Annotated in this window: 15 protein-coding genes and 1 pseudogene; 7 read left to right on the forward strand and 9 right to left on the reverse strand. The window is 70.5% G+C overall.

Going from position 1 to position 17,513, the window contains the following annotated elements:
- Positions 1-56 precede the first annotated feature (56 nt).
- Positions 57-1,049 carry a helix-turn-helix domain-containing protein gene (locus BZL64_RS22100; RefSeq protein WP_086770934.1) on the forward strand — a complete coding sequence of 331 codons (993 nt, stop codon included), beginning with the start codon at positions 57-59 and terminating at the stop codon, positions 1,047-1,049.
- Between the two features lie 22 nt (positions 1,050-1,071).
- Here the strand turns inward: BZL64_RS22100 and BZL64_RS22105 are convergent, their stop codons facing one another.
- Both BZL64_RS22105 and BZL64_RS22115 read right to left on the reverse strand, forming a co-directional pair.
- Complete coding sequence (locus tag BZL64_RS22105; RefSeq protein ID WP_086770935.1) at positions 1,072-3,156, reverse strand: SpoIIE family protein phosphatase; 2,085 nt, start codon at positions 3,154-3,156, stop codon at positions 1,072-1,074.
- Positions 3,157-3,841: 685 nt separating this feature from the next.
- On the reverse strand, positions 3,842-4,708 hold the full coding sequence (locus BZL64_RS22115; protein ID WP_086770951.1) for an AraC family transcriptional regulator: 867 nt from the start codon (positions 4,706-4,708) through the stop codon (positions 3,842-3,844).
- A gap of 719 nt (positions 4,709-5,427) precedes the next feature.
- Between BZL64_RS22115 and BZL64_RS22125 the strand changes: the two genes are divergently transcribed.
- Positions 5,428-6,282, forward strand: coding sequence for a TetR/AcrR family transcriptional regulator (locus tag BZL64_RS22125; protein ID WP_244205438.1), 855 nt, complete (start codon positions 5,428-5,430; stop codon positions 6,280-6,282).
- Positions 6,283-6,554: 272 nt separating this feature from the next.
- On the opposite strand, the gene BZL64_RS22130 is transcribed toward BZL64_RS22125, so the two are convergent.
- Positions 6,555-7,778, reverse strand: coding sequence for a saccharopine dehydrogenase family protein (locus BZL64_RS22130; RefSeq protein ID WP_086770938.1), 1,224 nt, complete (start codon positions 7,776-7,778; stop codon positions 6,555-6,557).
- 117 nt (positions 7,779-7,895) lie between these two features.
- On the opposite strand from BZL64_RS22130, the gene BZL64_RS22135 reads away from it, so the two are divergent.
- The 3 genes and pseudogenes from BZL64_RS22135 to BZL64_RS41260 all read left to right on the forward strand — a co-directional run.
- The gene (locus BZL64_RS22135) at positions 7,896-8,612 is read left to right on the forward strand and encodes a TetR/AcrR family transcriptional regulator (protein WP_086770939.1); all 717 of its coding nucleotides are present in this window, start codon (positions 7,896-7,898) and stop codon (positions 8,610-8,612) included.
- Positions 8,613-8,690: 78 nt separating this feature from the next.
- The gene (locus BZL64_RS22140; RefSeq protein ID WP_086770940.1) at positions 8,691-9,686 is read left to right on the forward strand and encodes a phosphotransferase family protein; all 996 of its coding nucleotides are present in this window, start codon (positions 8,691-8,693) and stop codon (positions 9,684-9,686) included.
- A gap of 264 nt (positions 9,687-9,950) precedes the next feature.
- A pseudogene (locus BZL64_RS41260) lies at positions 9,951-10,427 on the forward strand (GtrA domain-containing protein); the annotation flags it as partial.
- 170 nt (positions 10,428-10,597) lie between these two features.
- Here the strand turns inward: BZL64_RS41260 and BZL64_RS39885 are convergent.
- The 6 genes from BZL64_RS39885 to BZL64_RS22170 all read right to left on the reverse strand — a co-directional run bounded on the left by BZL64_RS39885 (position 10,598) and on the right by BZL64_RS22170 (position 15,559).
- The gene (locus BZL64_RS39885) at positions 10,598-10,960 is read right to left on the reverse strand and encodes a hypothetical protein (protein WP_158101550.1); all 363 of its coding nucleotides are present in this window, start codon (positions 10,958-10,960) and stop codon (positions 10,598-10,600) included.
- Positions 10,961-11,140: 180 nt separating this feature from the next.
- Positions 11,141-11,449: an SCO5918 family protein gene (locus tag BZL64_RS22150; RefSeq protein WP_086770941.1), complete on the reverse strand. Its 309-nt coding sequence runs from the start codon at positions 11,447-11,449 to the stop codon at positions 11,141-11,143.
- Between the two features lie 50 nt (positions 11,450-11,499).
- Entirely contained in the window at positions 11,500-11,904 is a 405-nt protein-coding gene (locus BZL64_RS22155) for a CBS domain-containing protein (protein ID WP_086770942.1), read from the reverse strand.
- A gap of 45 nt (positions 11,905-11,949) precedes the next feature.
- The gene (locus BZL64_RS22160; protein WP_086770943.1) at positions 11,950-13,404 is read right to left on the reverse strand and encodes a DEAD/DEAH box helicase; all 1,455 of its coding nucleotides are present in this window, start codon (positions 13,402-13,404) and stop codon (positions 11,950-11,952) included.
- A 325-nt stretch (positions 13,405-13,729) separates the two neighbouring features.
- A complete protein-coding gene (locus BZL64_RS22165) occupies positions 13,730-13,933 on the reverse strand; it encodes a cold-shock protein (protein WP_045556499.1) in 204 nt (67 codons plus the stop codon).
- Between the two features lie 339 nt (positions 13,934-14,272).
- Positions 14,273-15,559, reverse strand: a complete 1,287-nt coding sequence (locus BZL64_RS22170; protein ID WP_167396182.1) for an MFS transporter — start codon at positions 15,557-15,559, stop codon at positions 14,273-14,275.
- Between the two features lie 193 nt (positions 15,560-15,752).
- On the opposite strand from BZL64_RS22170, the gene BZL64_RS22175 reads away from it, so the two are divergent.
- On the forward strand, positions 15,753-16,862 hold the full coding sequence (locus tag BZL64_RS22175; protein WP_086770945.1) for a PP2C family protein-serine/threonine phosphatase: 1,110 nt from the start codon (positions 15,753-15,755) through the stop codon (positions 16,860-16,862).
- A gap of 87 nt (positions 16,863-16,949) precedes the next feature.
- Positions 16,950-17,513, forward strand: a 564-nt coding sequence (locus BZL64_RS22180; protein WP_086770946.1) for a dihydrofolate reductase family protein, incomplete at its 3' end; no start/stop codon positions are given.

Genomic DNA, 17,513 nt, shown 5'->3' on the forward strand with positions numbered 1-17,513 from the left:
CTCCGTCATGGCACATACTCTCCCCGCTGTCGCAAGCGGAACGGAGTCGGTCGCCGATGCTGGATGTCCTGGGCCTCGCACCCGAGGACGAGTGCGTCTACCGGGCGCTGCTCGGACGGCCGCATTCCACCGCGGTCCCGCTGTCGGATCTGCTCGGCCTGTCACGAGCCGCTGTGGAGGAGGCCCTGTTCCGGCTGGTCGGGTGGGGACTGGTGATCAGGTCGGCGGACGAGCAGTTCACCGCCGCGCCGCCGGCCATGGCGCTCGGCTCGCTCATCAGCCAGCGCCGGGACGGGCTTCGCATGGCCGAGCACGCGCTGGTGACCTTCGCCGAAGAACACCGGGCGGCGATGACCGGGAGCAGTATCAGCGACCTGATCGAGGTCGTCACGGGCGTCGACGCCATCCGTCACCGCTTCCTCCAGGTTCAGCACGCGGCGCGCACGCAGGTCCGCTCCTTCATCACCGCGCCGTTCGTCGCCCTGCCTCCCGACGAGAACACGGCCGAGCCCATGGCGCTGGACCGCGGGGTGCGCTTCCGCGCCGTGCTGGACCGCGCCGTACTGGCGGAGCCGGGCATCGTCCACGACGCGATCGATTCCCTGCGCAACGGCGTGCAGTTGCGGGTCGCCGATCACCTGCCGATGAAGCTCGTGCTGGCCGACTCCGACCTCGGCCTGGTCCCGCTCGCGATGACAGAGGCCGGGGAGCCGGGCGCGGTGCTGCTGCACCGAAGCGGCCTGCTGGACGCGCTGGACGCCCTGTTCGAGACGGTGTGGCGTGCGGCTCACCCGCTCGAGCTGTCCGGTACGGAAGGCGGGTCCGAAGCCCCCGTCGAGGTCGGCCCGCACGGCCCGACCGAGTTGGACCGCAGGATCCTCGCGCTGCTCCTGGCCGGTCTGACGGACCTGACGACCGCGACCCAGCTCGGTCTGTCACCCCGCACGCTGCACCGGCGCCTGCGCCATCTCATGGACATGGCCGGAGTCCGGACCCGGATGCAGCTCGGCGCCCACGCCGTGCGCAACGGCTGGACGGATCCCTCGTGACACCGGCGCCGGAAGGTACGGCTCAGGGGATGTGTGCGTCGTGTCCGCCGCCTCGCCGGTCGGTCTCCGGCTGTGGGAGGTCGACGGCGGCCCAGACCGTTTTGCCGCTCGCCGTGTAACGGGTGCCCCAACTGTCGGTGAGGCTGGCGCAGATGTAGAGTCCCCGGCCGCCTTCGTCGCTCTCCCGGGCGTGCCTGAGGTAGGGCGCCGTCATCGAGGCGTCCTCGACCTCGCAGGTCAGCAGATGCGGTTGCCGTACCAGCCGCAGGGCGATCGGCGGAGCGCCGTAGCGGATGGCGTTGGTGACCAGTTCGCTGACGACCAGTTCCACGGTGAACCGGTCGACCGGGGTCCCCCAGCGCTCCAGGCAGCGGCCCGCGAGACGGCGGGCGTCAGCCACCGCGGCCGGATCCGCCGGCAGGTCCCAGGCCGTGACATGGTCGTCCGGCAGGCGCTGGGTGCGGGCGACGAGAAGCACCTCCTCGGGACCGAGGAGCCCCTCCAGCGCGTCGGCCATGGTCTCGGTCGGGTGCTGGGGGTGCGACAGGGCTCTCGTCAGCGCCTCCACGGGGAGGGAGGACGCTCCTGTGCTCCGCGAGGCCAGACAGACCGTACTGCCCGGCTCAAGGACGTAGGTCCTGCTCGGGAAGGGGGGTCCGTCGGCGCCGAGGAGTGATCCGACCGGCAGGGGCTCAGGTTCCACGGAGCCGTCCGGCCGTGTGAGTGCGAGGAAGCAGTTTCCCGCCCGTGCGATGTCCAGCAGCCCGCTGACCGGGTCGTGCACGGCGATCGCGCAGCCGGCCGAGGGCTCCTCGACGTCGGAGAGCTCTCGTTGTTCGCGCGCGAGACGGCGGGTGGTCAGGTGGAGCCGGGCGAGGAGCTCGTGCGGCTCCAGGTCGAGGGTGGCCAGCGTGTGCACGGCCGTCCTCAGCTGGCTCATCGTCGCCACGGCGCTCACTCCGGACTGCTCGACCCTGCCCGCCACCAGGGCCACGCGCGCGGAGGAGAGCGGGATGACGTCGCACCACGAGCCGGCGCCGTGGCCTTCGTGGCGGTGCCGTTGGGAGACCTCCAGGGCGTTGCGTGTCGTCTCGGGCTGCTTGCGGGGCCAGCTCTGCAGAGCGGTCATCACGATGTGCTCGCGGGAGAACCGCAGGGAGTTCTCCAGGCATGTCGCCGTGCGGGCGGTGATGTCGGCGGCCAGCAGGAGGTCCTCGGGTTCGAACGGGCTGGTGGTGGGCCGCCGGTGGAAGGCGACGGCGCCGAGGAGTCTGCCGCGCACCGTGAAGGACGCCACCAGAGCGGTGGGGAGCGCGCGCCCCTCGGACTCGGTGGGTAGCAGCGTCGGCTCGCCCGGCAGGCGTTCGCCGAAGAGACCGGGCAGCAGGATCGTACCGACGCGGGGAAGGACACCTGCGCCGTCGGATCCAGCGGTGGCGGCGCATCGCAGCAGCGGGGCCACGGTCCTCAGCGACAGATGGGGGTCCTCACCGCGCAGCACGTCGTCCGTGAGCGCGACGACCACCGAGTCCGCGAACCCGGGCACGGTCACGTCGGTGAGATCCTGCGCGATGCGCAGCACATCGAGGCTCTGGCCGATGCGTTCGCGTACGGCGTGCAACAGGCGCAGGCGTCCCTCGGCCCGTTCGCGCTGGGTGACGTCGACCGCCGTGGTGACGACACCGATGGTCCGGCCCCGCCGGTCCGTCAGCCGGAACGTCGACGTGGAGAAGACGTGTTCCCGGTCGGGATCCGTCGGCGGCCGGCCCCGTACGAGGACCTCCCTGCGCGGATGACCGGTTGTCAGGACCTCGCGCAGGACACGCTCGTCGACGCCCTCCGCGAAGGGCGCGTAGGCCTCGGACGCGGTCAGGCCGACGACCTGTTCCTGAGGTACGCCTCGCATCCCGGCGGCCACGGTATTGACCCGTACGACACGCAGGTCCCGGTCCAGGACGTGCAGCCCCACAGCCGATTGGGTGAATACGGCGTCCAGTACGGCCTCGTCCAGCCCGTCCGGCTCGTCCGGCCGACGGCCACGCGTGTTGTCCGGTCCCCCTCCCTCGACAGGCGTTCCATCGGATTCGGGCGATTGGGGGGAAGGCATGTCCGCTTCGCCTCTCCGTACCGTGTTCCTTGTCCGGCTGCTCCCGGTGTCAGGGCAGTTGTCCGGCACATCCTCGTACCCCACCCGTCGGTCGGCCCGCACACACGGCCGAGGGCACGGGCGCCTTCACCCACGCGGCACTACCATCCGGCCCTGGTGTCCGGTCGAGTCGGCGGAAGGCCGCCAGGTTGCCCGGGATCGCGGCGCGGCCGGGTGGTCACCGGCACGTCCCGGAGTCATAGCGTCCGGCCGGACAACGTCTCCGCCAGCGGCAGCCCGTCCCTCGCGGCAACGATTTGGCGCGCGCGGAGTTCGGCTCGGGTTCGCGGACGGTACCGGTGCTCCTCTCCGCATCCGCATCCGCATCCGCATCCGCAGGCTGATCGCCCTTCGTAGCGCAGCCCTTGTCCCAGCACCGGTGCCACCACGGACCATCCGCGGACGTCACGCCTGGGCGGCGGAGCGAAGTCATGTGCTCGGCCTGCGCACCCGACCGAGGTGGTTGCGAAGCAGCCGACGGCTTCGGCACGCGCCCGCTCGCCAATCTCACCGGCCGTCAGCTCCGCGCCGTCGGCGAACTGCCGCATCGCCTTCCCCCGGTCCCGCTCGCCGGAGGAGCGTTTCGGCCGACCCCGTCCGGCCGAAACCCTCACACCGACCCGCGCCTGTGAGCCACGCGCTTTCGTCAGCCCTGTTCTCGCTCCACCGGAAGCCACAGCTCGGCATCGGCTTCCGTCTTGTCCGGTGACAGGCGGGTTCGCAGGATCTCCGGGCCGGGGCGGCTGCGGTACGGGTTCGACGGGAACCACTGCGTGAACACGTCCCGCCACAGGTTCTGGATGGCCTGCGGCGCCGGTCCCGAGGTCGTGAAGACCGCCCAGGACCCGGCCGGGACCGGCAGGACGGCCGCACCCTCCGGGGCGGCGCCTGACGTGATCACAGCTTGGTAGTAGTCGAGTTCGGTGCCCTCGGCACGGCTGGGGTCCAGGTCGTCGCAGACCGCGACGACACCCTGTGGCTCCTGGTCCGACAGCTTCTCCAGGCCCTCCATCGCCTGCGCCCCGATACCGCGGACGAAGTCGATGATGGCCTGGTTCGGCCCCGAGTGCACCAGGGGAACCCGGGCCTTGAAGCCGACGACACTGAAGGCCGGCTTGTCCACTACGCGGTACAGCATGCTGCTGCTCCCTTCGACGGTGAGACGGAAGGTCAGCCGGGGCTGGGAGACGAGCGCGGCTCCGCTGCGCCGGGCCTCGCCCGGCCCGACACCGTGCATGGCACGGAACGCCCGCGCGAAGGCCTCACCCGAGCCGTAGCCGTAGCGGACCGCGATCTCCAGCAGCGACTCGTCGCGGACAAGCACCTCGGCACCAGCGACGGTGAGCCTGCGGCGCCGGATGTACTCCGACAGCGGCATCCCCGCCAACGCGGAGAACATCCTGCGCAGGTGGTACTCCGACGTAGCCGCGATCCGCGCCAGCTCCGCCACGTCGATGGGCTGGTCCAGCTGACGCTCGATGTGCTCCATGCTCTGGTTGAGCCGCTCCAGCACGCCGGCCTCCTTCCTTTTGACGATCACCACGCTAGGCATCACGCATCCCGGTGAACCCGACATCCTGTGCCCGATCGGGTCGGGTACGGCCGCGGCACGCACGGCAGGACGGGCGAGGCGACGCCCGACCTGCACCCGTGTACCCCTGCGCCCCGGCAAGCCGCCGGCGTACGCCGAGCCGAAGCGGATGCTCCTCACACACCCGAGCGACAGCCACGAACAAAGTAATGGCCCGTTACTCAGTGACGCCCACGAACGTTGCTGGAGTACCGGTACGCACGGTGCCGCGGTTCGACAGGAGGAACAGTGCTCTCGGAAGCGTTGTGGGGGCTGGCGACAGCCGGAGGAGCGGCGGTGGCGGGGACCGTGGCCACGGACATCTGGCGGTCCGTGCGACTACGGTGCGCGGATCGGCTCGGCCGGGGGGCGCCGGCAGCCCGGGAACGGATCGATCCGGAGCCCACCGCGTCAGGCCGCCTCGACCGTGCGGCCGTGGACGTCGCGGGGACCCGCACGGCGGACACGGCGAGGGAGACCGGGCACCGGCCACGCTCCCGGTCCGGGTCCGGGTCCGGGCGAACCCGCGTACAGCAGAACATCTGTCGCGACGGCGGGACACAGCACATCACCCTGAGCGGGGCCATCATCGTCGGCTCGGAAAGCCGCGGCCCGCGGTGAACGGCGAGGCAGGGCACGAGGGCCCCGGTACGGTGGCCGCCGTGCCGGGGCAGACCAACGCGGCTCATCACGGTGGCACGCAGTACATCACCGGCGGTGGTGACGTGAAGACGGTCAACGTGTTCGTCGTGCTGCGTGAGCGTCCGGAGGAGGGCGACCGCACGATGCCGGCCCCCACCCGACGCGAACGACTGCGGCGGCAGATGTCCAGGGACGTCCGCGCGGCGGCGCGGGAGGTCATCACCCGGCAGGGTGTGGAGGCGTTGACGCTCGCCGAGATCGCCCGCCGGGTGGGGGTGACCCCAGCGGCTCTCTACCGCCACTTCGACGATCTCGGAGACATCGTGCGGCGCACCGCCCGGGACATCGTCGCCGAACTCACGGATCAGTTGCGGGAGTCCATCGAGGCGGAGCGTGAAACGGACTTCGCGGCCCGGCTGATCGCCCCGTGCCGGGTGTTCCGCCACTGGGCCCTGACACATCGCCAGGAGTTCCGTCTGCTGTTCGGAACACCCACCGTGGCCGCGGGTGTGACCCACACCGACGTGACCGCCGAGTGGGTCCGGGAACTCGCCACCATCTGGGGCGCCGAGCACATGCGCCTGTGGGCGGCCCGCCCCTATCCCATCCTGGCCGACGACGAACTCGCCCCACCGATGCGCCGCCAGATCGCCGACTACCGCGCCGCCACGGGCGTGGAGATGCCTCTCGGCGCGCTGGTCGTCATGCTGTCGTGCTGGCGCACCCTGTACGGACAGGTGGCGCTGGAGGTGTTCGAGCACCTGAACCCCTTGATCACCGACCTGGAGCCGTTGTTCGAACTGCTGATGCTCGAAAGCGTGACCCGCATGGGGCTGGGGGCGGATTACCGGCCCCCAGAGGGCCCGCGAGCGTAGCGAGGCATCCCCCGCCGGACCATGTCGCGCCGCGGCCGGGGCGACACCCTAGGCTGGAAACTCACCGGCGATGCCAGCCCCATGCCGGCACAGGTGATGGTCGCGCCCTGGCATCCCGTCCGCAGTGGCGGTCCGCCGAACCACCATCACCCGTTGACCCGTTGACCGCACAGCATGCCGCCGATCGGTACGAACAGGGCGCCCCCGCCGGAGCCCAAGGTCGTGTACTCACCGCGCAGTTGACACCTTGCTCGGCCTGAGGAACGCGTGGGTCAGTGCTCCTCGCGCAGCCCCCACGGAGCCCCGTACGCGCCGAGCAGGTCGAGGAACGGCTTGGGCGGCAGCGCCTCGGGGCCGAGGACACCGCTTGCCTGCCACCCACCGTTGGCGATCAGTTCGAGGGCGATCACGGGGTTGATGGCGGTCTGCCAGACGACGGCCTGGGAGCCGTACTCGCGCATCGTCCATTCGTTGTCGACGACGTGGTACAGGTACACCTCCCGGGCGACGCCGTCCTTGGTTCCCTTGACCCAGGTGCCCGCGCAGGTCTTGCCCTTCATGCGGTCGCCCAGCGTGGCCGGGTCGGGCAGGCACGCGGCCACGACGTCCCGTGGGGAGACCCGGACCGGCCCGTCCGCGCCCGGCACGGTGACCTTCGCCGTGGAGTCGAGCCCCAGCGCGTGGAGGGTCTTGAGCTTGGCGATGAAGTCGTCGCCGAGGCCGTACTTGAACGTCACGCGGCGGGCGTCCACCCAGCGGGGCATCAGGAGCACCTCCTCGTGTTCGACGTTCACGCACTCCACCGGGCCGATGCCTTCGGGGAAGTCGAAGACCTCGGGCTCGCTGAAGGGTGCGGTGGTGAACCAGCCGCGGCCCTTCTCGTAGACGACGGGCGGGTTGAGGCACTCCTCGATCGTGGTCCAGATGCTGAAGGAGGGCGCGAAGTCATAGCCCTCGACGGTGAGGTTCGCGCCGTCTCGGACGCCGAGTTCGTCGATCTCGTCGAAGAGTTCATCGGCCGCGTAGCGGGCGAACACGTCCGACAGGCCCGGCTCCACGCCCATGCCGACCAGAGCCAGACGGCCGGCGCTCTCCCAGGCCTTCGCCAGCGCGAACTGCTCGTCGCCGAGCTTCACCCCGCACTGCTCGTAGGGGGCGGTGGGGTGCGGTACGGACAGCGACATCGCCATGTCGACGTAGTGCGCGCCGGCGCCGAGTGCCGCGTTGAAAAGCGGCATGACGAACCGCGGGTCGGTCGCGTTCAGCAGTACGTCGCAGCCTTCCTCGACGAGGAGCCGACGGACCGCCGCCTCGTCGGAGGCGTCCACGCGGCGCGCGCTGAACCGGCGCTCCTGGTCGCCGAGCGCGGTCACGGCCGCCTCGGCACGGGCCAGGTCGTAGTCCGCGACGACCATGTGGGTCAGAAAGTCACGGCGGGCCGCGATACGGGTGGCGGCGGTTCCGACGCCGCCCGCACCTACGAGGAGTACACGCATCTCACACCGTTCTCATCGGGACAGTCCCGGCGAACGCCCGAGGACCACTTCGATGCAACACGATCCCGACGGTTAAGGTCTACGGCGTTGGCATAAGGGATTCCCAGGGAGGGCGCGATGCCCAAGAAGGTGGTTCCGGAGACGGAACGGCTCAGGCGACGGCCGACCCGCCGCGGCACCGTACTGTCGGAGAAGCTGATCGTGCGGACGGCGCTGCGGATGCTGCGCGAGCACGGGAGTGCCGGTCTGACCGCACGCCGACTCGGTGCCGCCCTCGGCGCCGACCCGAGCACCCTCTACCGGTACTTCGCCGGCCTGGACGACCTGACCCGGGCCATCGGCGAGGAACTGATGGGGCGCGCCCTCGACAGCTGGACGGCCTCCGGGAAATGGCGCGCCGATCTGCGCTCCCTCGGCCTGGCCATCCACACCTCCTACCTCGCGCACCCGCAGGCCGCCCTGCTGACCGCCAGCCGCGTCACCGGCCGTCCCCGGGAGATCGAGGTGGACGAGACGATCCTCGGCATCCTTCGCGGCGCCGGCTTCGGTGACGTGGACGCCGTCGGCCTGTACCACGCGTTCATCGACCTGGCTCTGGCCTTCGCCGCTCTGGACGCGGGCGCTCTGGCCGTCAAGGACGAGGCCAGGCGGGCGGACGAGAACATGTGGACCTCCACCTACGCCCGTCTGCCCTCCGAGACGCATCCGCACATCGCCGCCACCGCACACCTGCTGGCGGACCGGATGAACCTGAGCGCCTACCCGATCGTCCTGGACACGCTCCTCGACCGAGCGGAGGCAGTCCGTTCCCGACAGTCGCGCCCGAAGCCCTGACCCGACGTGAGGGGACCGTTGTCCGCGCCGCCGGGTTCCGGGCATCATGGCAGCGCTCCCATCACGGAAAGAGACGCCATGCTGAGCAACACCAAGCGCCAGCTGGCCCCGGCCCAACTCGACGCGCTGCTGCGCGAGTCGACGGGCATCGGATGCCGGGTCGACGCAGAGCTGACGGACGGCTGGTTCAACACGGCGTACCGGGTCCTGCTCGACGACGGCCGCCCCGCCGTCGTGAAGCTCGCCCCACACGACGACGTGCCGGTGCTGCGCTACGAGCGAGGCATCATGGCGACCGAGGCCATGGTCTACCGACTCGCCGCGGCCTCCCCCGGCTGCGGCGTGCCCATGCCCGACCTCCTGCACGCCGGAGACGGATTCCTCGTCATCTCCACGCTGGACGGCTCCCCTTGGGACAAACTCGCGGACGAGCTCGCCCCCGAGAGCGCCTCGCCGCTGCGTCGCGAGCTGGGCCGGATCGTCGCGGGTCTGCACCGGCTGACCCCCGCTGACGGCCGGTTCGGCTACCCGGCCGCGGAGTCGGCACTGTCCGCCGCCGACTGGGGAACAGCGTTCACCGCCATGGTCGAGGCCATGCTGGAGGACGCCGCCCGCTGGAACTCCGCACTGGGCGTCCCTCCCGACGACGTGCGCGCCCTGGTGGCGGACGGCGGGTACGCGCTCGACGAGGTCACCGAACCCTGCCTGGTCCACTTCGACCTGTGGCCCGGAAACATCTTCGTCCGCATGGCCGACGACGGATCCGCCGCCCGCGTCACGGGGCTCATCGACCACGAGCGCGCGTTCTGGGGTGACCCGGCCGCCGAGCTGATCTCCCTGGCGTTCGGAGGCGACACCGGCGCGGACAGCGCGCTCGTCGCGGGCTACACGGAGGCCGGCGGCCGGTTCGGCTCGGGGCCCGCGTTCCGCCACCGTCTGGCGCTCTACGGGCTGTACCTCGGCCTGCTGCTCGTGACCGAGTGCGGGCCCCGCGGCTACCAGGACGCGGACCATGTGGCCTTCTGCCGCGACTACCTCGACGCCCGGATCGCCGAACTGCGTGCCCTGAGGTGAGCCGGACACCGGAGCCCGGTCAGCAGGTTCGGCACGATCACCCTGGGCCGGGGGTCACCACCGCGATAGCGTTCACCCTCAACTCATTGCAATGATCCACCCTCACCCTCATTGCGTTATCGTCAACCCATTGCAACGATTTTGCCGCAACTACTACCTGCAGTTTTAATGATTCTGCGCAACAAATGCTTTGCGCACCCCATGAACGCAACGTAGCGTTTCCATAACAGGAAACACCGAGCGTCATCAATGGGGGGCCGGATCATGGACACACCACAGAGCCGGCAGCAGTCGCCTCCCGGCGCCGTCACCGCTTTCGCCCGCTTCGCGCTCCTCGGCGGCGGGGTGGGCATCACCTCCGGCTTCGCCGTGGCAGCCCTCGCCGCATGGATTCCCTGGGTCCTGGCCAACGCCCTGATCACCGTGGCCTCCACGCTCCTCGCCACCGAGTTGCACGCCCGCTTCACCTTCGGCGTGGGCAGACCCGCGACCCGGCGCCAGCATGCTCAGTCGGCAGGGTCCGCGGCAGCCGCCTACACGCTGACCTGCGTGGCCATGCTCGTCCTGCAACAACTGGTGGCAGCGCCCGGCGCCTTGCTCCAGCAGGCGGTCTACCTGTCCGCCTCCGCCCTCGCCGGGGTCGCACGCTTCGCCGTGCTGCGCCTCGCCGTCTTCACCCACAACCGCCCACGGACCGCGGCCACCGCCCGTCCCGCGCCGGCCCCGCGGTGCTCCGCTCCCGACAGTCGCCGGACGGCACAGACGGCTGCGGCGGCACCGTACACGGCCCACCGCACCAGCCTGCGCTCCGCGGTCGGTGTCCACGGCTGCGGCCAAGTCCGGCCGGCTCACAAGGCGGAGGCCGTGCCGGCCCGGCCGCCTGCCCGGCTCGCAGCCCGGCAAGGCTCAGCTCAGTACGCGCCGATCCAGCGTCGGACGGCGTCGTTGACGGTGTCGTCGAGGGTACTCAGCGCTTCCACGGCGTGCAGGTCCCCGGGCGCGGGCGCGAGTCCCGCTCGGACGAGTGCCGCGTGCAGTTCCAGGCGTCGGCGGTCGGCCGCAGCCATCGCCCGCGGCGGGCCCGAGTCGGGGGCGGCCTGCGGTGCTTCCTCCTCGGTCCCCGCCTGGGAGGGTACGCGCCAGTCCTCGTCCCCCCACTGCCCTCCCGTCTGCGCACCGTTCAACGCCGTATGCGCGTCGAAGCCACAGCGGTAGGGGTCGAGAATCAGCTGAGGCACCGTCACGGCGGTCGGTGAGTACGTCCACTCCTGCATGCAACCTCCAGCGTTCGGCGTTCGCTCGGTGTCCAGGAGGCGGCCCACCCGGTCTCCAGTTGCACAACCGGCGACGGACCACCCGAACGCTCCCAAACCCATCTCGTCACACCACTGGGCCATCACGGTCACGGCCACGCGGGCGCGCCGCCCCTGCGGAGCACAACAGACCGCCGCCGCTCAGGCGGTGACGGGACTGCCCAGCATCGCGGAAGCCTGCTGGAGCGGGCTGGGAAGGGACGCGGGTGCGGACGCGGGGAGAGTGCGGCAGGTGAAGCCGAGGCGGGCCATGGCGCGGAGGACTTCGGCGGCGCTGAAGTCGCGGCGGTCCTGGCGGGTGATGACCTGGCCGACCTGCTTGACGGGGTAGTGGCGGCGGCCGATGATCACCGTTTCTCCGGTGCTCGCTTCGGGCTTGACGCCCTTCATCGATTCCAGCACACCGTTCTTGGTGAGTTCGAAGGGGAAACGGGCGATGACGCAGCGCATGGGGCCTCGCAGTGAGAAGGGGAGAACGGTCCGGCCAGAGGTGAGGCGGTTCAGCGGGAGAGGGCGAGGTCGCCCAGGGCGCCGCCGTGCCCGTAGGCCACCGGCAGGGCACGGGGCCGGGGTTCGCGCGTCGCGTGTCCGGCTTCGGCCGCAGTGCTCACGGCTGAGGTGAGCACACCGTGGTCGCCGAGGATGTCACGCAGACGGACACGGTCCGTGTAGGTGGAGCTGTCGCGGACGGCGGCGAGTTCGGTCCTGGTGACCAGGCCGGTGCTCTGGCCGTCCTGGTCGCAGACGACCAGTCGGCTCGTGCGTGCGGCCGTCATGACGGCAAGCGCCACTTCGACGCTCATGTCGTCACAGACCTGCGGTTCCGCCGCGTCCAGGATGTCACCGACCGTCCCGTGCGGAAGGTCGGTGCTCACCGGGCGGGGCTGTGTCTGAACCAACGTCAAAAGGTGCCTCCTGCGAAGATGGGTCGGCTTCCGGGTCACGAAGGTTCAGGCCGCCGCGGGCGTGCGCCGGGTCCCCGAGGAGGGGCGGCGCCGGCCTCGGGAGGAGGCGCCGCGCTTGGGACGCTCGGACACCGGTGCGGTGATGACGACCGGGATGCCGGAGGGGGTCTGTGCGCCGGTGATCCTGCTCAGGGCTTCGTCACCCGAGCGGACCTGGGTGGTCTGCGGCTGGATTCCCGCGTCCGACATGAGGCGGACCATGCCGCGGCGCTGGCTGGGGGTGACCAGGGTGACGACGCTGCCGGACTCGCCGGCACGGGCCGTACGGCCGCCGCGGTGGAGGTAGTCCTTGTGGTCGGTCGGCGGATCGACGTTGACGACCAGGTCGAGGTTGTCGACGTGGATGCCGCGCGCCGCGACATTGGTGGCCACCAGCACGCTCACGTGCCCCGTCTTGAACTGCGCCAGCGTGCGGGTGCGCTGCGGCTGCGACTTGCCGCCGTGCAGCGCGGCGGCCCGGACTCCGCTGTTGAGGAGGTCCTGGGTGAGGCGGTCGACGGCGTGCTTGGTGTCCAGGAACATGATCACGCGTCCGTCGCGGGCGGCGATCTCGGTCGTGGCGGCGTGCTTGTCGGCGCCGTGGACGTGCAGGACGTGGTGCTCCATCGTGGTGACCGCGCCGGCCGACGGGTCGACCGAGTGCACGACCGGGTCGGTCAGATAGCGGCGTACGAGCAGGTCGACATTGCGGTCCAGGGTGGCGGAGAACAACATCCGCTGCCCTTCCGGACGCACCTGGTCGAGCAGCGCGGTGACCTGCGGCATGAAGCCCATGTCGGCCATCTGGTCGGCCTCGTCCAGCACCGTGATGCCCACGTGGTTCAGCCGGCAGTCGCCACGGTCGATGAGGTCCTTGAGCCGGCCCGGGGTCGCGACGACGACCTCGGCACCGCCGCGCAGCGCACCGGCCTGCTTGCCGATCGACATCCCGCCCACGACCGTGGCCAGCCGCAGCCTGACCGAGCGGGCGTACGGGGTGAGCGCGTCGGTCACCTGCTGCGCCAGTTCACGCGTCGGTACGAGGATCAGCCCCAGCGGCTGACGGGGCTCGGCACGCTGTCCGGCGGTGCGGGCGAGCAGGGCGAGGCCGAAGGCGAGGGTCTTGCCGGATCCGGTGCGTCCGCGGCCGAGGACGTCACGGCCCGCGAGGGAGTTCGGCAGCGTCGCGCCCTGGATCGGGAACGGCGTGGTCACACCCTGCCTGCCGAGTTCGGCCAGTAGTTGCTCAGGCATGGCGAGATCGGCGAATCCGTCGACGGCGGGCAGCGCGGGAGTGATCGTCCTGGGGAGAGCGAACTCACCCTGCGGTGCGGCGGGCCGGCGGCCGTAGCCGCCGGAACGGCGCGGTGCCTGCGAGGCGAAGCGACTGCCGCCCCTTCCGGCGTCGGCGCCGCCGTTACGCGTGCGGGCCGAGCGGTCGTTCGTGTGTGTGCGGTTCATGCGGAACCTTCCTCGATGCGGCGCGCATATCAAGGAATTCCCGCAGCGATGAGCGGCATGGAGAATTACAAGTATGGACCGGTAGCAAAAGAGAGCAATCAGGCCGGCGGAAATACACGCGGGCTCAGATACCTGAAGGGGACGTAAAGGCATGGAGTCGACTGCGGTGCAGCGATTCGGGATGCTTCTGCGTCGTGGAGGGCGGTGCCGCGAAGCGTGCGCCCCTGATTCTGCCGGGTCGTCCCGCGGGTGGACCCACCGCGGGAGACGGGTGCAGCTGGGGCCCGCACCCCGAAGGATGCGGGCCCCAGCTGCAGAGTGTGCGTCAGGCCGGAACGATGTTCTCGGCCGTCGGGCCCTTCTGGCCCTGCGCGATGTCGAAGGTAACCTTCTGGCCCTCGAGCAGCTCGCGGAAGCCCTGAGCGGCGATGTTCGAGTAGTGGGCGAACACGTCCGGACCGCCACCATCCTGCTCGATGAAGCCGAAGCCCTTTTCCGCGTTGAACCACTTCACGGTACCAGCAGCCATGTCATATCTCCTTTGGGGCAATGCATCGGAATCCGCACTGCGCGGACGCCGTGTCGCCGCAATGATTACCCCGCCTGAAAAACAACCGGCATACAAAAGTGCTCCCACCCGAACGAACAGGGTGAGGGCACTTGAAGTTTTGGGAACCACAACTGCAACTGAGATAGACAGTAGCACGCCGGAACGGCCTGTGCTCGTTGAGCAATTCCGCTCCGCCCGTCGCGACAAAATCTCTCACCGCATGGTCGGCAAAACTCTCACCTCGCGGCTACAGATATCCATTCACCCGAAGCACAATGTCCAACAAGAGTTTGGTCGGCACATCGACCGAACGGCGTATCAGGGCGGGCCGGCCGCGGCAGCGGTCCGGACGCCACCGGTGCCGCTCCCGGTGCCAACGGCATGCGCCGGGAGGCGTCGGACGGCCGGGACGCACAGCAGCGCCAGGGCGGCGGGCACCGCGAGAAACGTCATGGCGTACAGGGTGGGCCGCACACCGAGGGACTCGGACACCGGGCCGGCGAGCACCAGGCCGAGCGGCATGAGTCCCGCCGACAGCAGGTAGTCGTAGGAACTGACGCGGGACAGGGCGGCCTGGGGTATGTGCGTCTGCAGCGAGGTCTCCCACAGGACGAAGAAGAGGGAGACGGCTACGCCGGTGACCGCTTCGAGGACCGCGATCAGCGCGAGCGAGCCGCCGGACCCGATGATGACCGCCTGACAGGACGCCACGGCGAGCGCCGCGGCGGCCAGGGCCATGGGACGTGCGACCTTGAGCCGGTAGGCGCACACGTCTCCGACGACGGAGCCGATCCCGAAGGCCGCGACCACCACCGACCAGCTCGCGGCACCGCCCCATTCCCTTTCGGCGAGTACGGGTCCCAGCACGAACACCGACGGCAGGACGACCACGTGGTAGACCGACATGGCGCCCATGGCCGACCACACCCATGTCCGGCCGCGGACCTGCACCCAGCCGGCGCGCAGGTCCGCGAGGAACGTCCCCCCGGCCATGTCCTTCACCGCCTCCGGTGCCGTCTCGCGCGGTGTCAGCCGGGCCAGGAACGCGGCACTGACGGCGAAGGTCAGGGTGTCCAGGGCGAGGGCACCGCCCGGTCCCGCCACCGCGACCAGACCGCCGGCCAGGGCTGGACCGATCACCAGCCCTGACGAGAGGACGAACCCGCGCAGCGCGTTGGCCTCCCGCAGCCGGTCCGGCCCGACGACCAGTGGCACCAGCCCGGTGGCAGCCGGCATGAAGAACGCGTCGGCCGTGCCGAACACGATCATCAGCAGGACGAGATGCGAAACCTCTGCGACGCCGGTCAGCAGCAGCACGGCGATGAGCGCCTGGACGGCGCACCGCACCACGTCGGAGACCAGCATGATGCGATGCCGCCGGAAGCGGTCCGCCCAGACCCCGCCCACCAGGGTGAACAGCAGCATGGGCAGCAGCCCCGAGGCGGCCACGAGCCCGACGTCCGAGGCGGACCCGCCCACCGAGAGCACCGCGAAGGGCACGGCCACGAACGACACCCGGTCCCCCAGCACGGACAGGGACTGCCCGATGAACAGGCGGGCGAACTGCGGCTCGTCACGCAGCACGCCAGGGACCAGGGATGTCATTCGGTGACCGATCAGAGACGCGAGGGCGGAATGAGCGACGCCCGATCGTACGGAGCGGCGTCCTCACCGGTCATCCGGTTTTCCCCGGGCACCCGCACCCTTGGCACCCGCACCGACGACCGCCGGCCGGAGAGTGGCGGAGAGTGGCGGACCGCACCGCCGCGCACTTCATCCCGATACGATCCATTTTGTGATGAGGTCAGGGCAGCACCGGCGCCACCACCGTCGCTACGGTGGACAGCGGCAGATCGTGCTGTTGTCTCCGGTCCTCGTCACCCTCCTCATCACCGGCCTGGCAGCCTCCACTCCGAGGGAGATCGCCTTCAGCCGCCTTCTGCCCGCGGCGCCCGCCCTCGCGGCCGCGATGTGGCCCGTGCTGCCGACGGTCCTGCTGGGGGCGTTCTGCCTGCTGGTCATGGTCGGTGTCAGCTTCTTCCACTCCGATCTGGGGACGCCCTACACGGCTGCGGCCATCGCCGCCGTCACCCTCGCCGCCGCGTACGCGAGCCACCTGCGACTCCGGCGAGAAGAGATGCTCTTCCAGGTCCGGCTCGTCGCGGACGCGGCCCAGACGGTGCTGCTGCGCCCGCTGCCACGCCGTATCCAGGACGTCGACATCGAATCGCTCTACCTGGCGGCCCAGGAGCAGGCCCGGATCGGAGGTGACTTCTACGAGGCGGCGGACACGCCGTACGGAGTCCGCCTGCTGATCGGTGACGTCCGCGGCAAGGGGCTGTCCGCGGTGGGGGCGGCCGCAGCCGTGACCAACTGCTTCAGGGAGAACGCGTACGACCAGCCGGACCTGACGGGGCTCATCCGCCGTCTGCAGATCACCATGACCCGCTACAGCGTCGCGATCCCCGCCGACGATCAACCGGAGCACTTCGCCACCGCTCTGATCGCCGAGATCCCGCACGGCGGCGGACACGTCAAGATCCTCAACTGCGGGCATCCGCCGCCGGTGTTCGTACGGGACGGGCGGGTCCAGGTGCTGGAACCCGCGCAGGCCTCCACGCCACTCAACCTCGCGGCGCTGCTCGGGGACCACTACCACGTCGACACCGTCGCCTTCACCCCGGGCGACCAGATGCTGGTCTACACCGACGGCGTCACGGAGACCCGCGATCGCACCGGCGAGTTCTTCCCCCTGCCGGACTGGATGCGGCGACACGGCTCGGCACCGCCCCGTGAACTGCTGGACCAGCTCCACACGGCCCTGCTCCGCTACGGCGGCGGAAGGCTGGACGACGACATCGCGGCCCTCGCCGTGCGCTGCCGACACACCTGGGTCCAGGAACCCTAGGAGCGGAGCCCTGGGGCAGCCATCATCGGCGCATGACCGAGTGGATCCGACGACGCTCGGTCCACAGGAGCAAAGGAGTCGCCCGCCATGTCACTCGCCCGCGTCCACAACTTCTCCATCTCGCTCGACGGCTTCGCCACCGGTGAGGGTCAGAGCCTCGACGCGCCGTTCGGCCACGCCGGCGAACGGTTGCACGAGTGGATGTTCGCCACCCGGTGGTGGCACGAGATGACCGACCGGCCCGGCGGGACCAGCGGCCTCGACGACGCCTACGTACGGCAGTTCACGCCCGGCATCGGTGCCGAGATCATGGGCGCGGGAAAGTTCGGCCACCCCGGCTGGCACGGGGACCCGCAGTGGAAGGGGTGGTGGGGTGCCAACCCGCCCTTCCACACCCCGGCCTTCGTCCTCACCCATCACCCCCGCCCCTCGATCGAGATGGAGGGCGGCACGACGTTCCACTTCCTCGACACCTCCCCCGCCGAGGCGCTCCGGACGGCCCGTGAGGCCGCGGGCGGCCAGGACGTACGTATCGGTGGCGGGCCCAGCACGATCCGCGACTTCCTCGCCGCCGGACTCATCGACCACCTGCACGTCGTGGTGGTCCCGCTCCTGCTCGGCCGGGGCGTACGCCTCTGGGACGGCCTGGAG

The sequence above is a fragment of the Streptomyces bobili genome (genome assembly GCF_002154575.1).
GTDB classification, from domain to species: Bacteria; Actinomycetota; Actinomycetes; order Streptomycetales; family Streptomycetaceae; genus Streptomyces; species Streptomyces bobili.

Bases quoted from the DNA above. Each gene is read 5' to 3' on its own strand.
- BZL64_RS22170 (WP_167396182.1), bottom strand. From the start codon at position 15,559: ATGACATCCCTGGTCCCTGGCGTGCTGCGTGACGAGCCGCAGTTCGCC.
- BZL64_RS22105 (WP_086770935.1), bottom strand. From the start codon at position 3,156: ATGCCTTCCCCCCAATCGCCCGAATCCGATGGAACGCCTGTCGAGGGA.
- BZL64_RS39885 (WP_158101550.1), bottom strand. From the start codon at position 10,960: ATGCAGGAGTGGACGTACTCACCGACCGCCGTGACGGTGCCTCAGCTG.
- BZL64_RS22165 (WP_045556499.1), bottom strand. From the start codon at position 13,933: ATGGCTGCTGGTACCGTGAAGTGGTTCAACGCGGAAAAGGGCTTCGGC.
- BZL64_RS22130 (WP_086770938.1), bottom strand. From the start codon at position 7,778: ATGCGTGTACTCCTCGTAGGTGCGGGCGGCGTCGGAACCGCCGCCACC.
- BZL64_RS22135 (WP_086770939.1), top strand. From the start codon at position 7,896: ATGCCCAAGAAGGTGGTTCCGGAGACGGAACGGCTCAGGCGACGGCCG.
- BZL64_RS22140 (WP_086770940.1), top strand. From the start codon at position 8,691: ATGCTGAGCAACACCAAGCGCCAGCTGGCCCCGGCCCAACTCGACGCG.
- BZL64_RS22100 (WP_086770934.1), top strand. From the start codon at position 57: ATGCTGGATGTCCTGGGCCTCGCACCCGAGGACGAGTGCGTCTACCGG.
- BZL64_RS22150 (WP_086770941.1), bottom strand. From the start codon at position 11,449: ATGCGCTGCGTCATCGCCCGTTTCCCCTTCGAACTCACCAAGAACGGT.
- BZL64_RS22175 (WP_086770945.1), top strand. From the start codon at position 15,753: ATGAGGTCAGGGCAGCACCGGCGCCACCACCGTCGCTACGGTGGACAG.
- BZL64_RS22160 (WP_086770943.1), bottom strand. From the start codon at position 13,404: ATGAACCGCACACACACGAACGACCGCTCGGCCCGCACGCGTAACGGC.